Genomic DNA, 14,841 nt, shown 5'->3' with positions numbered 1-14,841 from the left:
GCGCAAGAATGTGCAAGAACCTCAGGGCGATTAACCGCAACACTGTGGCTCAATCGTCGGAGCCTGCTATGAACCTCTTCTTGTACTTACTCACGGTGCTGATTTGGGGTACCACCTGGATCGCGCTCAAATGGCAACTGGGCGTGGTGGCGATTCCCGTGTCGATTGTCTATCGCTTCGGCCTGGCGGCGCTGGTGCTGTTCGCGCTGTTGCTGCTCAGCCGCAAATTGCAGGTGATGAACCGCCGCGGGCACCTGATTTGCCTGGCCCAAGGGCTGTGCCTTTTCTGCGTCAACTTCATGTGCTTTCTCACCGCCAGCCAGTGGATCCCCAGTGGCCTGGTCGCCGTGGTGTTTTCCACGGCGACCTTGTGGAATGCCCTGAATGCCCGGGTGTTTTTCGGCCAGCGGGTTGCACGTAACGTATTGACGGGCGGCGCGCTGGGGCTGCTGGGCCTGGGCTTTCTGTTCTGGCCGGAACTGGCCGGGCATACCGCCAGCCCGCAGACCTTACTCGGGCTGGGCCTGGCGCTGCTGGGAACGCTGTGTTTTTCGGCGGGCAATATGCTGTCGAGCCTGCAACAGAAGGCCGGGCTCAAACCGTTGACCACCAATGCCTGGGGCATGGCCTATGGGGCAGCCATGTTGGCGACCTATTGCGCAGTGCGTGGCATTCCCTTCGAGATGGACTGGAGCGCACGGTATATCGGTGCGCTGTGGTACCTGGTGATCCCGGGCTCGGTGATTGGGTTTACCGCCTACCTCACCCTGGTCGGCCGCATGGGGCCGGAAAAAGCGGCATATTGCACCGTGCTGTTTCCGGTGGTGGCGTTGAATGTGTCTGCATTCGCCGAGGGCTACCAGTGGACGGCGCCGGCGTTGGTGGGGCTGGTGCTGGTGATGTTGGGGAATGTATTGGTGTTTCGTAAACCCAAACCGGTAAACCCGGTTTTCCAAGCGAAACACATTTAACCGAGTTGCCTGGTCTATTTCAGGCCCAGGCGCTTTGCCATGCGCCCAAGGTTGGCGCGGTCCAGGCCCAGTTCGCGGGCGGCGCCGGCCCAGTTGTGCTGATGACGCTCCAGACAGGCGCTGATGATCTGACGCTGATAGTGCTCGGTGGCCTGGCGCAGGTCGCCAGTGGCGATGGGCGCGGCTTGCACTGGTACATCAATCACCGCTGCACTGACGTCAGGCAAGTCCAGGTCCTGGGCGCTCAGGCTGAGAATCTTCGGGCGTTCGCGACAGTTGCCCAAGGCTTTGAGCGCGCTACGTCCGATCAGGTGTTCCAGTTCGCGCACATTGCCCGGCCAGTTGTAAGCCAGCAGCGCCGCCTGGGCGTCACTGGTCAGGCGCAAGCTACCCAGGCCCATGCGCGACCGGTTCTGTTCGAGGAAAAAGCCTGCCAATAGCAGCACATCCCGTCCGCGCTCACGCAGCGCCGGCACTTGCAGCGGGTACACGCTCAGGCGATGGTAGAAATCGGCGCGGTAGCGGCTATTGCGCACCTCTTCGGCAAGGTCGCGGTTGGTGGCGGCAATCAGGCGCACGTCCACCTGGTGTTCCTTGTCCGAGCCCAGGCGCTGCAACTGGCCGCTTTGCAATACGCGCAGCAGCTTGGCCTGCACGCTCAATGACAGTTCACCCACTTCGTCCAGAAACAACGTGCCGCCGTTGGCCAGTTCGAATTTGCCCCGTCGCTCATTCAACGCGCCGGTGAAAGCACCGCGCACATGGCCGAACAGCTCGCTCTCTACCAGGGTTTCCGGTAGCGCGGCGCAATTGAGGCTGATCATCGGCTTGTCGGCACGCGATGACGCGGCATGGATCGCCTGGGCCACCAGTTCCTTGCCGACCCCGGTTTCGCCGGTGATCAGCACGGTCAGGTCGCTGCCGCCCACCAGCTTGATTTCCTCGACCAGCCGTTTGTGCGCTTTGCTCTGGCCGATCATTTCCTTGTGCTGCTGACCGCTGGCCTGGCGATAGATTTCGGCGCGCTGGTGCTCGTCCTCGGCCCGTAGCGCCAGGCGCTCAATGCGTTCAGCCACATTGACCGTGGCCGCGGCCAGGCTGGCGAAGGCTTGCAGCGCGTCCAGTTCGACCCGTTCAAAGCGTTCGTTGTCGAGGGCGTCAAGGGTCAGCAGGCCCCAGGGCTGGTCGTCGATAAACAGCGGGCAGCCCATGCAGTCGTGGACTTCAAGGTGGCCGTGCAAGCCAGCGACCAAGCCGTCATAGGGGTCGGGCAATTGGCTGTCGCTGTCGAAGCGGGTAGGGCCGGGGCTGCTGAGCAATATTTCAAAGCGCGGGTGTTCGCTGATCTTGAAACGGCGGCCCAGGGTATCGGCGCTCAAGCCATCCACCGCCAGTGGCACCAGCCATTCGCCATCCAGGCGCAGCAACGCTGCGGCATCACACGGCAGCAGGGCGCGCATGGCTTGCAGCAGGCGGCGGTAGCGCTCGCCTTCGGGCAATTCGCGGGACAGGTCGGCGACCAGCGGCAGCAGGGCGGTGAGCAGCGATTTTGCAGTCATAATGACTCCTTGTAGTCGATATGACTATAAAGCGTAAGAAGTCATATTGACTACAAAATATTTAAGATGTTGAAAATTAAGGATTTATTAGTTGGCACGAATACTGACTACCTAAAGGTAATGAGTAAAAAGACCCAGGAGTCTGCCATGCTAAGTGCCCAAGACCGTGCCATCGTCAAATCCACTGTGCCCCTGCTGGAAAGCGGCGGCGAAGCACTGATTACCCACTTCTACCGCATGATGCTGTCCGAGTATCCCGAAGTCCGCCCGCTGTTCAACCAGGCCCACCAGGCCAGCGGCGACCAGCCCCGGGCCTTGGCCAATGGCGTGCTGATGTATGCGCGGCATATCGACCAGTTGGACCAGTTGGGTGACCTGGTGGCCAAGATCATCAACAAGCACGTGGCCTTGCAGATCCTGCCGGAGCATTACCCGATTGTGGGTGCCTGCTTGCTGCGGGCTATTTCCGAAGTGCTGGGCAGCGAGATTGCCACCCCTGAGGTGATGAGTGCCTGGGGCGCGGCCTACGGCCAGTTGGCGGACATTTTGATCGGTGCCGAAGCGGCCATCTACGACGAAAAAGCCCAGGCGCCCGGCGGCTGGCGGGGGGCGCGACCATTCCTGTTGGTCAAGCGCGTGGAGGAGAGTGACGAGATCATCTCCTTCTATTTTGCCCCAGTGGACAATGGCCCGATCCTGGCTGCCGAGCCCGGCCAGTACATCGGCCTGAAGTTGGTCCTCGACGGCGAAGAGGTGCGTCGCAACTATTCCCTGTCGGCCCTCACCGATACCGGCATGTACCGCATCAGCGTCAAGCGCGAAGCCGGCGGGCGAGTGTCCAACTACCTGCATGACCAGATGCACGTTGGCGCGACGGTTGACCTGTTTCCACCGTCGGGCGAGTTCACCCTGGCTGCCAGCGATAAGCCGCTGGTGCTGATCAGCGGCGGGGTGGGCATTACGCCAACCCTGCCGATGCTCGAAGCAGCCCTGGCGAGCGAGCGGCCGGTGCACTTTATTCACTGTGCGCGTAATGGCGGGGTGCATGCGTTCCGTGATTGGGTGGACACCCTGGCGGCCAAGCACCCGCAGCTCAAGCGCTTCTACTGCTACGCCGAGGATGACGGTATCAGCCCGGCGGCGGACAAGATCGGGATGCTCAATCAGGAGCAACTGGCGGCCTGGTTGCCCGAAGACCGTGATATCGATGCGTACTTCCTGGGGCCCAAGGGCTTCATGGCGGCGATCAAGCGTCACCTCAAGGCCCTGGGTGTGCCGGATAAGCAGGCTCGCTATGAGTTCTTCGGCCCGGCGGCGGCGCTTGAATAGATTTTAGCCCATTGACCGTATCGGCATCATCCCGGGCAAGCCCGGCTCCCACATTGGAATGCGTTCTCTGTGGGAGCCGGGCTTGCCCGCGGTGGCGTCCGCATAATCACTACATTTACCATGATTAATCCGCTGTTAACCCCTCTCTGTTTTAACCACTGCCTGTGTGTAAACTTGTTGCCATCAGGCACAACCATAATCAGAGAAAGGGAAAGACGGGGATGATTGACGACATGCGTTTGGGCAGGGAGCGGCGCTTTCTGGTGTTGCTGGGCATTATCTGCCTGGCGCTGATTGGCGGCGCGCTGTACATGCAAGTGGTGCTGGGCGAAGCGCCGTGCCCGCTGTGTATCCTGCAACGCTATGCCTTGCTGCTGATTGCGGTCTTCGCGTTTATCGGTGCCGCCATGCGCACCAAAGGCGCGGTGACCTTCTTTGAAGGGTTGGTGGTGCTCAGCGCCTTGGGCGGCGTGGCCGCCGCCGGCCACCATGTGTACACCCAGTTCTTTCCTCAGGTCAGCTGCGGCATCGATGTGTTGCAACCGATCGTCGATGATCTGCCCCTGGCCAAAGTGTTTCCCCTGGGGTTCCAGGTCGATGGTTTCTGCAGCACCCCTTACCCGCCGATCCTCGGCCTGTCCCTGGCCCAATGGGCGCTGGTGGCGTTCGTGCTGACAGTGGTCCTGGTACCCCTGTGTATCTACCGCAACCGTCATCCCAAAGCCTGACCCCTCGCAGCGACAAAACGCTCCGGCCTTCTTGAGTAGGCCGGAGCGTTTTGGTTTGTAGGGATTTGTGAAAGCGCTGTGACGAGGGGCAACTTAAGGTGCGCGCAGCGTGCGACATGTTGTCACACGGACGCTGTCGCAGGACGTTTCTGACCCGCCGAATCGACCCTTAAATTTGCACCCGGCGCACAAATTGTGCTGTCAGTTCGTGGGCCTGGCCGTGCCGTGACGGGCGCGAGTCTGGAGAGCTTGATGGATCTGCGAATCCCTTGGTTTATGGGCACTTGCATCCATTGGTCATGCCCTTACAGGCTGTAAGGGAAGTGGCAATCTGCCCAATAACACGGCAATTTTTGTGGTTTTTGTTGAGAATCGAACGCGATAAGATCGCGAATCTTTGCAACTTTGGTGAAGGATTGTTGCTGGAATCGATAAAAATTATTTCTTTATAAGACATGGTTTATACATCGCTAGCTAACTACAATCGCCCGCACTGAATGTCCGGTGCTGTTCAATATTTGAGCATTGGAGCGGTCGAGGAGCAGATGGAAGGCTCTGTGCGACCCCAGGTTCCGGCAGCCTTTCAACTATCCGCACCAAATGGAATTGGTCTGTAACAAGGCCTTTAGCCACGAAATCGAATAAGAACTCACTGCAGGTCCGTGAAACGTACAGTTATGACGTGTCGGGCAGGCTCTTATTCAATCGAAGAGAAATGCCAACCCTTGGCAGGGTGAAGTGTTGGCGATCAAAACCCAACTGCATTGCGCAAGCTGCTTTAGAGGTCGTGAGATGAGTAAAAACAGGTACCCCCGATTACTAGGCTTTTTGCCGCTGCTTGGCATGTTTTTAATGCTGGGAGGCTGCAAGTGGACCTTGCTCGACCCAAAAGGACAGGTCGGTCTGGATGAACGAAACCTGATCATCACCGCTACCCTGCTGATGTTGCTGGTTGTGGTTCCTGTGATCGTGATGACCTTCGCCTTCGCCTGGAAATACCGCGCGTCCAACACCAGCGCCACCTACGCGCCGAAGTGGTCGCACTCCACCAAGATCGAAATCGCGGTGTGGCTGGTCCCGATCCTCATCATTATCGCCCTGGGTTACATCACCTATAAGTCGACCCACGCTCTGGACCCGTACCGTCCACTGGAATCCGACGTGAAGCCTGTGAACATCCAAGTGGTCGCGCTGGATTGGAAGTGGCTGTTCATCTACCCGGACCTGGGTATCGCCACCGTCAACGAGATCCGCTTCCCGGAGCACACCCCGCTTAACTTCCGGATCACCTCCGACGCCGTGATGAACTCGTTCTTCATCCCTGCACTGGGTGGCCAGATCTACGCGATGGCAGGCATGCAGACCCGCCTGCACCTGATCGCCAACCAGAAAGCTGAAATGGAAGGCATCTCCGCCAACTACAGCGGCGCTGGCTTCACCGGCATGAAATTCAAAGCGATCTCGACAAGCCAGGAAGATTTCGACGCCTGGGTAGCTGCAGTCAAGGCCGCACCTAAACAGCTTGATCAAGCTGAATACGACGCCCTGACCAAACCAAGCCAGAACAACCCTGTCGCCTTGTACTCCGCGTATGAGCCGGACCTGTTTCAGAAAATCGTCGACAAGTACGAAGGTATGAAGCCAGGCAAGCCGGTCAAGCACGAGAAGAAAGAAGTGGCCGCGGTTGAAGGTTCTGATACAGGCGCGCATTCAACTGCTGGGGCAGAGGAGTAAACGATGTTTGGTAAATTAAGTTGGGACGCGGTCCCATTCCACGAGCCGATCGTGATGGTGACCATCGCCATGATCGCGCTGGGTGGTCTGGCACTGGTTGCGGGTATTACGTACTTCAAGAAGTGGTCCTACCTGTGGACCGAGTGGCTGACCTCGGTCGACCACAAGAAAATCGGCGTCATGTACGTCATCGTTGCCATGGTCATGCTGCTGCGTGGTTTTGCCGACGCCATCATGATGCGTACCCAGTTGGCCATGGCCACCGAGGGTTCGCCTGGCTACCTGCCACCTGAACACTATGACCAGATCTTCACCGCCCACGGTGTGATCATGATCATCTTCATGGCGATGCCATTCTTCACCGGCTTGATGAACCTTGCCTTGCCGCTGCAGATTGGTGCGCGTGACGTTGCCTACCCGTTCCTGAACTCCCTGAGCTTCTGGCTGCTGGTTTCCGGCGTGGTGCTGATCAACGTTTCCCTGGGCGTCGGCGAATTTGCCAAGACCGGTTGGGTTGCGTATCCGCCATTGTCGGGCTTGCAATACAGTCCGGGCGTGGGTGTGGACTACTACATCTGGGCCCTACAGTTATCAGGACTCGGGACGACATTGACGGGGGTCAACTTCCTGGCCACCGTCCTGAAAATGCGCGCCCCTGGCATGAAACTGATGGACATGCCGATCTTCACCTGGACCTGCACCTGGGCAAACGTGCTGATCGTGGCTTCGTTCCCGATCCTTGCCGCTACCATGGCGCTGCTGTCGCTTGACCGTTACCTGGATTTCCACATTTTCACCAATGAACTTGGTGGCAATCCAATGATGTACGTGAACCTGTTCTGGGCATGGGGTCACCCTGAGGTGTACATCCTGATCCTGCCAGCGTTCGGTATCTTCTCCGAAGTGATCTCGACCTTTACCGGCAAGCGCCTGTTCGGTCACCACTCGATGGTCTACGCATCGGGCGCGATCTCCGTACTGGGCTTCATGGTGTGGCTGCACCACTTCTTCACCATGGGCTCGGGGGCCAGCGTCAACGCCTTCTTCGGCCTGGCGACGATGCTGATTTCCATCCCGACGGGGGTGAAGCTATTCAACTGGCTGTTCACCATCTACCACGGTCGTCTGCGCATGACCAGCCAGGTCCTGTGGACCCTGGGCTTCATGGTGACCTTCGCCATTGGCGGCATGACCGGCGTACTGCTGGCCATCCCGGGTGCTGACTTCGTGTTGCACAACAGCCTGTTCGTGATCGCGCACTTCCACAACGTGATCATCGGTGGTGCGGTATTCGGCTACATCGCTGGTTTCAGCTTCTACTTCCCGAAAGCGTTCGGCTTCAAGCTGCACGAAGGCTGGGGCAAGGCTGCATTCTGGTTCTGGATCTCGGGCTTCTTCGTCGCGTTCATGCCGCTCTATGCACTGGGCTTCATGGGCATGACCCGTCGTCTGAACGCCACCACCAACCCTGAGTGGGTACCGTACCTGTACGTTGCCATGTTCGGTGCGGTGATGATCGCTGTGGGCATCGCCTGCCAGTTGATCCAGCTGTACGTCAGTGTGCGTGATCGCAAGAAGAACATGTGCGAGTCCGGCGACCCATGGAACGGCCACACCCTGGAATGGTCGACCTCGTCGCCACCACCGTTCTACAACTTCGCTGTGATCCCGACTGCGAACACCATTGATGCCTTCACCGAAGCCAAGGAAGACGGTACTGCGTACCAGAAGCCCAAGCACTACGAGCCGATCCACATGCCAAACAACACCGCCACTGGCGTGGTGATGGGTGCGCTGTTGACCGTGTTCGGTTTCGCGATGATCTGGCACATCTGGTGGCTGGCAATCGCGAGCCTGGTGGGCACTATCGGTTACTTCATCATTCACGCTGCCCGTGATGATCAAGGCTACATGGTGCCGGTCGAAACGATCGAACGCATCGAAGCCGAGCAGCACGCTCGCCTGGTAGCCGAGAAGAAGATTCCGGCCAACCGTGTAGAAACCTCGTTGGAACAGGCTTAAACCATGTCGAACTTAGTGACCAATGCTGGACACGCCCATGTCGATGACCATGGGCACGATGACCATCACCACGACTCGGGGCCAATAACCGTCTACGGTTTCTGGCTCTACCTGATGACCGACTGCATCTTGTTTGCGTCGATCTTCGCGGTGTACGCGGTACTGGTAAACAACGTAGCGGGTGGCCCGTCGGGCCACGACATCTTCGAACTGCCTTACGTGCTCGGCGAAACCGCCTTGCTGTTGTTCAGTTCGATCACCTACGGCTTCGCCCTGTTGGCCTTCTACAAAGGCAACAAGAAGGGCGTGCTGACCTGGCTGGGCCTGACCTTCCTGTTCGGCCTGGGCTTTATCGGCATGGAGATCAACGAGTTCCACCTGCTGATCTCCGAAGGCTACGGTCCTAGCCGTTCCGGTTTCCTGTCGGCGTTCTTCACGCTGGTCGGCACCCACGGTCTGCACGTAACCGCAGGTTTGCTGTGGATGGCGGTGATGATCTATCAGGTCAACAAACACGGCCTGACCAACACCAACAAGACCCGCCTGAGCTGCCTGAGCCTGTTCTGGCACTTCCTGGACGTGGTCTGGATCTGCGTATTCACCGTCGTTTACTTGATGGGGACTCTGTAATGGCTAATGCACACTCCCATGACAGCCACGATTCGAGCCACGGCAGCGTAAAGTCTTACGCTATCGGCTTCATCCTGTCGGTCATCCTGACCCTGATCCCATTCGGCCTGGTGATGTACCCAACCTTGCCGAAGTCGATCACCTTGATGATCGTCCTGGCGTTCGCGGTGATTCAGGTCCTGGTGCACCTGGTGTACTTCCTGCACCTGGATCGCTCCAAAGAGCAGCGCGAGAATGTGATCGCGTTTGTGTTCGCAGGCCTGGTGATCGTTCTGCTGGTTGGTCTGTCGCTGTGGATCATGTTCAGCATCCACACCTACATGATGGCGAAGTGAGGTAAGACCCGATGTCGCTTAAGCACTTTATCCAAATCACCAAACCGGGGATCATTTTCGGTAACGTGCTTTCTGTGGCGGGCGGTTTCTTCCTGGCCTCCAAGGGACATGTCGATCTGGCCATCTTCCTGGCTGCGATGATCGGTACGTCCCTGGTGGTTGCTTCCGGATGCGTGTTCAACAACTGCATCGACCGTGACATCGACATCAAGATGGAACGCACCAAGAATCGAGTGCTGGTCCAGGGGCTTATTTCCCTGAAGCTGGCGCTGATCTTCGCGACCATCCTGGGTGTTGCGGGCGTAGTGTTGTTGTACAAGGTGGCCAACCCGTTGGCGGCGCTGTTTGCCGTGATCGGTTTTGTCATCTATGTCGGCCTCTACAGCCTGTACCTCAAGCGCAAGTCGGTTCACGGCACGCTGGTGGGCAGCCTGTCGGGGGCGATGCCGCCGGTGATTGGTTATGTGGCTGTAACCAATAGCTTCGACATGGCCGCGCTGGTGCTGCTGGTGATGTTCAGCCTGTGGCAGATGCCGCATTCCTACGCCATCGCGATTTTCCGCTTCAATGACTACCTGGCTGCGTCGATTCCGGTATTGCCGGTCAAGCGTGGTATCCAGGTGGCCAAGAAACACATCCTGCTCTACATCCTGGCCTTCCTCGTGGCGACCTTGATGTTGACCTTCAGTGGCTACGCCGGCATGAGCTACCTCGCCGTAGCCGCCGCCATGGGCATGTACTGGTTGTACATGGCCTGGACCGGTTACAAGGCGGTGGACGACACCGTCTGGGCGCGCAAGCTCTTCGTGTTCTCGATCTTCACCATCACCGCGCTCAGCGTGATGATGTCCCTGGATTTCCAGGTACCGAAAGAGCTGTTGCTGACCTACGCGCACTGAGTGGTCTTGCAGTAAAAAAGCCCCGCCTTCGAAAGACGCGCGGGGTTTTTTATTGAGCGCTGCGCTAAACCGGATACGCTGCGTTATCGTTGACGTTTTTCGTGAGCAAGGGCTAGCCGCCCGCCTCGCTCCTACATCCCAATTCTACAAATGCAGGAAGCAATGCAATGAGTAAAAAAGCCGTGATGGTCTTCAGTGGCGGGCAGGACTCGACCACCTGCCTGATCCAGGCATTGAAGCAGTATGACGAAGTGCACTGCATCACCTTCGATTATGGTCAGCGCCATGTGGCGGAAATCGAAGTGGCCCGCAAGTTGGCCAAGCAATTGGGCGCCACCGTGCACAAAGTGATGGATGTGTCGCTGCTCAATGAGCTGGCGATCAGCAGCCTCACCCGTGACAACATTCCGGTACCGACCGTTAACAGCTCAGGCGAAAGCCTGCCGAGCACTTTCGTGCCGGGCCGCAATATCCTGTTCTTGACCCTGGCTGCGATCTACGCCTACCAGGTCAAGGCCGAGGCCGTGATTACCGGTGTGTGCGAAACCGACTTCTCGGGCTACCCCGATTGCCGTGACGAGTTCGTCAAGGCATTGAACCAGGCCCTCAAGCTGGGCATGGAATACGACGTGAGCCTCGACACCCCGTTGATGTGGCTGAACAAGGCCGAAACCTGGGCCCTGGCCGATTACCACAACCAACTGGAACTGGTGCGCGAGCAGACGCTGACCTGCTACAACGGCGTCATTGGCTCCGGCTGCGGCAACTGCGATGCGTGCAACCTGCGTGCCCGGGGCTTGAATGACTACCTGCAAAACAAGGCGGATGTCATGCAGAGCCTGAAGCACAAGTTGCAACTGAAGTAACCGCATCCAAGGCCCGCCAGGCTCTACCTGATGTATGAAGTCCAAATGTGGGAGGGGGCTTGCTCCCGATAGCGGTGTCGAGGCAAATACATTCTTAGCTGACCCACCACCATCGGGAGCAAGCCCCCTCCCACATAGGTTTCATGTGTTGGCAGTGGTCAGGTAGCGCTTGAACAACGAGCGCGCCCCATAGGCAGGCAGGATGTTGAAGAACGCAAAACCGACTTTGATCGCAATCTGCACATAGATCATGCTCAGGATATCGCTGGTCTGCATGGCGCCGTAGAAGGCAATAAAGCAGAACAGAAAACTGTCGATGATCACCGCAAAGAAGGTGCTGAAGAAAATCCGCAGGTACAGGTACCTGGAGTTGGTCAGTTCTTTGATCTTGCACAGCAGGTAGGAGTTTATATTCTCCGAGACCAGGAACGACACCGAAGAGGCCACCAGCACCGACGACACTTGCAGGATCACGTCGTTATACGGCCCATCGAGTTTCCAGCCCGGCAGCCCCGGCAGGAACGTTGAGCCATACAACAGGATGATGATCATCGCATTGCTGGCAAACGCAAACATAATGGCTCGCCGGGCCAGGCGCAGGCCGAAGTTCTCGTTCAGCAGATCCACAATCAAGAAGGTCAGCGGGTACAAAAAAGTGCCCGGCGTCACAATGATGCCCATGGATTCCAGGTAGATCGGTTTGGTCGCGGCGATGCTGGTGAAGATGTAAAACGTGAACAGCAACAGGTTCAGGATGATGTAGATCATCCACGAGTTTTCATTGCGGTCGTTAATGTCGTAGGCGGTGAGTGCTCCTGCTTGTGAATAGAACTTCTTGTAGAGGTTCTTGATTTCCAGCTTGTTGAAGTTGTCCATCATTTCGCTGTTGAGCACCTCACTGAGCTTGATTTTGACGACCTTGCCCGTGGCGATCACCATGATCACTGCCAGGCGCTTGTCATTTTCAAAGCCCAGCAACTTGTATTTGCTGTTTTCCACGGCGCCTTCAAAGGTTGTCATTGAAGCGCTCCTCAAGAATATCGCCGATGACGCACAAGCGGTCTGAGTTGCCGCAGGGTTCAAGGGTGATGAACAGCTTCTTGGTGGCGCGGTCGTACACCAGCTTTTCTTTATCGTCGCTCGATGCGCCTTTCTGCACGATCAGCAAGTCCCCCGGCTCATTGATGCCGGGAATCGCATGCTCCAGGCGAACGCCGATCAAGTTGCAGGAGTTGCCGAAGTAGTAAGTCAGTGGGTAAAGCGTGGCCAGTTCGCCGATGCGCTTGCCCAGGTTCTGCATCAGCAGGCTTTCCTTGAGCACAGGCACTGCCGCCGGGTTCTTGTTGCCCAGGGGGGAAACATTGCTTTCGATGACTTCCTTGGCTTCAAAGTTGACGGTCTCGATTTCTTCGTACGAAACGCCGAAGAAATCAGAGATCTTGCGAATGGTCGACTGTTGCACTTTGACGACCTTGCCTTCCAGGATGTTGTAGATGGTCGTCCTGGTCACGCCGGCGGCATTGCTTAACGAAAGCTGGGTTTCGCCACGACTTTTGATCAAGTACTTGATATTGCTCTTCAAGTGCTCGGTTTTTTCTCGTCTGTGTATCAAGTGCTCACCACTTCCATTTAGTCATCAGTCCATACCCGGCAGAACGTCTAGTTCCAGGCCCGCGGCAGCGCAGTGTTGCATGGGCTCGCGTTGACAATAAAGTACTGAGTGCAGGGATACGTCCCGACGCTAAATCAGGCAACTGCTTTCTCGTCATACCGTTATATCCGACCTGTGCGAATCCCTCGCACTTCGACAAGGAGTAGTCACCATGGTCAGCTTCAGCCGTAGGTCCCTTCTCGCGCTTGGGGCGGCGTTACCTGTACTTGGCCAGCTGGATTGGGCGGTTGCCAGCCCGGTGCCGGCTCAATCCGACAAGGTACGGCTCAACTACAACGAAAGCCCCTACGGCCCTTCAGACGCCGCCCGTGAGGCGATGCAGCGAGCGATTGCAGCGTCTGGGCGCTATCCCTACCCGGACATGTACGCCTTGGCCGCGCAGTTTGCCCACCAGCAGGGGGTTGCCGAAGAAAACGTCGCGGTGTTTGCCGGCTCGATGGCGGCCCTGCGTTTTGCGGTGCTGGCGTTTACCAGCCAAACCCGTGGCCTGGTCATGGCGACACCGTCCTATGAACTTGTGCGTCAGGCGGCCGAGTCGATCAAGGCACCGGTGCATGAAGTGAACCTCGACGCCGGTCATGCCCATGATGTACCGGCCATGCTCGCGGCAGACCCACAGGCCGGCATGTTGTACCTGTGCAACCCCAACAACCCCACCGGCACCCTGACCCCTACCGAGGCCATCCGCCAAGCCTTGGCGAACAAACCCCAAGGTAGCGTGCTGGTGGTGGACGAGGCGTATATCGACTTCTGCGATGCACCCAGCTGTGTGAGTTGGGTCAACGACCACGACGATCTGTTGGTGCTGCGTACGTTCTCGAAAATCTACGGCATGGCCGGAGCGCGTCTGGGGCTGGCAATCGGTCATCCGGCGCTGCTGGAGCGGCTGGCGGTGTTCGGCGGTGACAACGTCCCGGCCGCTGCCAGCCTATTGGGCGCACGTGCCAGCCTGGAGGACACCACGTTGGTGGGCCAACGCAAAGCGCTCAATGCCAGGTTGCGTGATGAGACAGTCGCCTGGCTCAAAGGCCGGGGCTTTAGCTGCACGGCTTCCCAGAGCAATTGCTTCATGATCGATGTAAAGCAACCAGCTGAGCAGGTGGTTGAGCGGCTGGCCGCACAGAATGTGCTGGTGGGGCGCGTATGGCAGAACTGGCCGCAATGGGTGCGGGTGACAGTGGGCAACCAGCAGGAGATGGAACGCTTTCGCGAGGTGTTTGCCGCGCAGATCGCGCCTGTTGGCTGAAACATTACCTGCAGCCAGCCATGACTGTGGCGAGGGAGCAAGCTCCCTCGCCACAGTGTGCTATCTCTTGAAAGTGATGTTTAGTCCAGCGGTGTTGCCGCGTTACTGCTGGGCAATGCTGTAGCCGGCAAACGCTGTCTGCTGCTGCAGCGCAGTAATCACACTTTTGCGGCTCAACGGCTGTTCATTACCGGCGTTATCCACAAAGCTTTCCACTTCCAGTTCGGCCTCGTCGCCTTCACCTACGAAGTTGAACCCCAGGAACTCGAATGCTTCGCGGTCCACGCTGAGCCTGGAGCGCGGTGTGCGCAGCGGCAGGGTGACGCTGATGCCATCCTTGCTGATCACGAACACCTCGGCTTCTTTCTTGGCACGTGCTGCCTTGCCCTTGCCGGCACTTGGGTTGCTGATGGCCTGGTGCGACTGGTTCAGCACCTTGAGGGCCAGGCCATAGACCAGTTCCTGAAACTGGGGATCGTCCTTGAAGCTGGACAGGATGCGGCTGATCGAGAACTTGCTGCTCAGGTCTTCGAGGGCGGCGTTATCGGCGGCTTCGGCGTCCTTCAATTGTTTGAGCTGGCCCATCAGGTCGTAGGCTTTGTCATCGTCGAAGGCGTCATGGGCCTGGCGGATGGCGATGCGCAGCTCGCGGATCTGGTCGCTTTCCTTGGAGGTATGAAACGCGTCCAGCACCATCTCGCTGATGATCTTGGCCGCTGGCACATGCTGTGAAAGATTGATGGCGTTTTCGTATTCGGCTTTGGCATGCACGGCGGTTACGGATTTTTCGGCGGATTCTGCGGTGTAGGAATCAGGCATTAAAATTTCACTGCGTAGTAAACGGGGAGAC

14 protein-coding genes are annotated in these 14,841 nt (G+C 57.9%); 10 read left to right on the top strand and 4 right to left on the bottom strand.

All coding sequences use genetic code 11. The features are described from left to right. The first annotated feature begins 68 nt into the window (after positions 1-68). Entirely contained in the window at positions 69-971 is a 903-nt protein-coding gene (locus TK42_RS19675) for a DMT family transporter (RefSeq protein ID WP_032879555.1), read from the top strand. A gap of 14 nt (positions 972-985) precedes the next feature. On the opposite strand, the gene norR is transcribed toward TK42_RS19675, so the two are convergent. Continuing rightward, positions 986-2,530 (bottom strand): nitric oxide reductase transcriptional regulator NorR, encoded by a 1,545-nt coding sequence (norR, locus tag TK42_RS19670; protein WP_103734916.1) that lies wholly within the window; start codon positions 2,528-2,530, stop codon positions 986-988. A 147-nt stretch (positions 2,531-2,677) separates the two neighbouring features. Between norR and hmpA the strand changes: the two genes are divergently transcribed. From hmpA to queC, 8 genes are all read left to right on the top strand, one after another. After that, positions 2,678-3,859, top strand: coding sequence for an NO-inducible flavohemoprotein (hmpA, locus tag TK42_RS19665; RefSeq protein WP_032879559.1), 1,182 nt, complete (start codon positions 2,678-2,680; stop codon positions 3,857-3,859). 221 nt (positions 3,860-4,080) lie between these two features. Next, a complete protein-coding gene (locus tag TK42_RS19660) occupies positions 4,081-4,587 on the top strand; it encodes a disulfide bond formation protein B (protein ID WP_032879561.1) in 507 nt (168 codons plus the stop codon). 792 nt (positions 4,588-5,379) lie between these two features. Further along, the gene (gene cyoA, locus TK42_RS19650; protein ID WP_005791256.1) at positions 5,380-6,321 is read left to right on the top strand and encodes a ubiquinol oxidase subunit II; all 942 of its coding nucleotides are present in this window, start codon (positions 5,380-5,382) and stop codon (positions 6,319-6,321) included. Between the two features lie 3 nt (positions 6,322-6,324). After that, positions 6,325-8,343: a cytochrome o ubiquinol oxidase subunit I gene (gene cyoB, locus TK42_RS19645; protein WP_005791254.1), complete on the top strand. Its 2,019-nt coding sequence runs from the start codon at positions 6,325-6,327 to the stop codon at positions 8,341-8,343. 3 nt (positions 8,344-8,346) lie between these two features. Continuing rightward, positions 8,347-8,973, top strand: coding sequence for a cytochrome o ubiquinol oxidase subunit III (locus tag TK42_RS19640; RefSeq protein ID WP_103734915.1), 627 nt, complete (start codon positions 8,347-8,349; stop codon positions 8,971-8,973). Beyond that, the gene (gene cyoD / locus TK42_RS19635; protein WP_003194051.1) at positions 8,973-9,308 is read left to right on the top strand and encodes a cytochrome o ubiquinol oxidase subunit IV; all 336 of its coding nucleotides are present in this window, start codon (positions 8,973-8,975) and stop codon (positions 9,306-9,308) included. The genes TK42_RS19640 and cyoD overlap by 1 nt, the downstream gene beginning before the upstream one ends. A gap of 11 nt (positions 9,309-9,319) precedes the next feature. Further along, positions 9,320-10,207 (top strand): heme o synthase, encoded by an 888-nt coding sequence (gene cyoE / locus TK42_RS19630; protein WP_005791249.1) that lies wholly within the window; start codon positions 9,320-9,322, stop codon positions 10,205-10,207. Between the two features lie 167 nt (positions 10,208-10,374). After that, complete coding sequence (gene queC / locus TK42_RS19625) at positions 10,375-11,073, top strand: 7-cyano-7-deazaguanine synthase QueC (RefSeq protein WP_032879562.1); 699 nt, start codon at positions 10,375-10,377, stop codon at positions 11,071-11,073. Positions 11,074-11,214: 141 nt separating this feature from the next. Here the strand turns inward: queC and TK42_RS19620 are convergent, their stop codons facing one another. Both TK42_RS19620 and TK42_RS19615 read right to left on the bottom strand, forming a co-directional pair. Next, positions 11,215-12,093 carry a queuosine precursor transporter gene (locus TK42_RS19620; protein ID WP_032879563.1) on the bottom strand — a complete coding sequence of 293 codons (879 nt, stop codon included), beginning with the start codon at positions 12,091-12,093 and terminating at the stop codon, positions 11,215-11,217. Next, positions 12,080-12,685 carry a helix-turn-helix transcriptional regulator gene (locus TK42_RS19615; RefSeq protein ID WP_005791243.1) on the bottom strand — a complete coding sequence of 202 codons (606 nt, stop codon included), beginning with the start codon at positions 12,683-12,685 and terminating at the stop codon, positions 12,080-12,082. Before TK42_RS19615 ends, TK42_RS19620 begins: the two co-directional genes overlap by 14 nt. 211 nt (positions 12,686-12,896) lie before the next feature. Here TK42_RS19615 and TK42_RS19610 point away from each other — a divergent pair, with 211 nt between their 5' ends. Then, entirely contained in the window at positions 12,897-13,991 is a 1,095-nt protein-coding gene (locus TK42_RS19610; RefSeq protein WP_032879564.1) for a pyridoxal phosphate-dependent aminotransferase, read from the top strand. A gap of 102 nt (positions 13,992-14,093) precedes the next feature. Here TK42_RS19610 and TK42_RS19605 read toward each other — a convergent pair whose 3' ends face one another. Beyond that, positions 14,094-14,810 (bottom strand): hypothetical protein, encoded by a 717-nt coding sequence (locus tag TK42_RS19605; protein ID WP_103734914.1) that lies wholly within the window; start codon positions 14,808-14,810, stop codon positions 14,094-14,096. Positions 14,811-14,841 lie beyond the last annotated feature (31 nt).

This window comes from Pseudomonas sp. GZJR-8 (assembly GCF_002916705.1).
GTDB classification, from domain to species: Bacteria; Pseudomonadota; Gammaproteobacteria; order Pseudomonadales; family Pseudomonadaceae; genus Aquipseudomonas; species Aquipseudomonas synxantha_A.
This window is presented reverse-complemented; position numbering and strand designations above follow the sequence as displayed.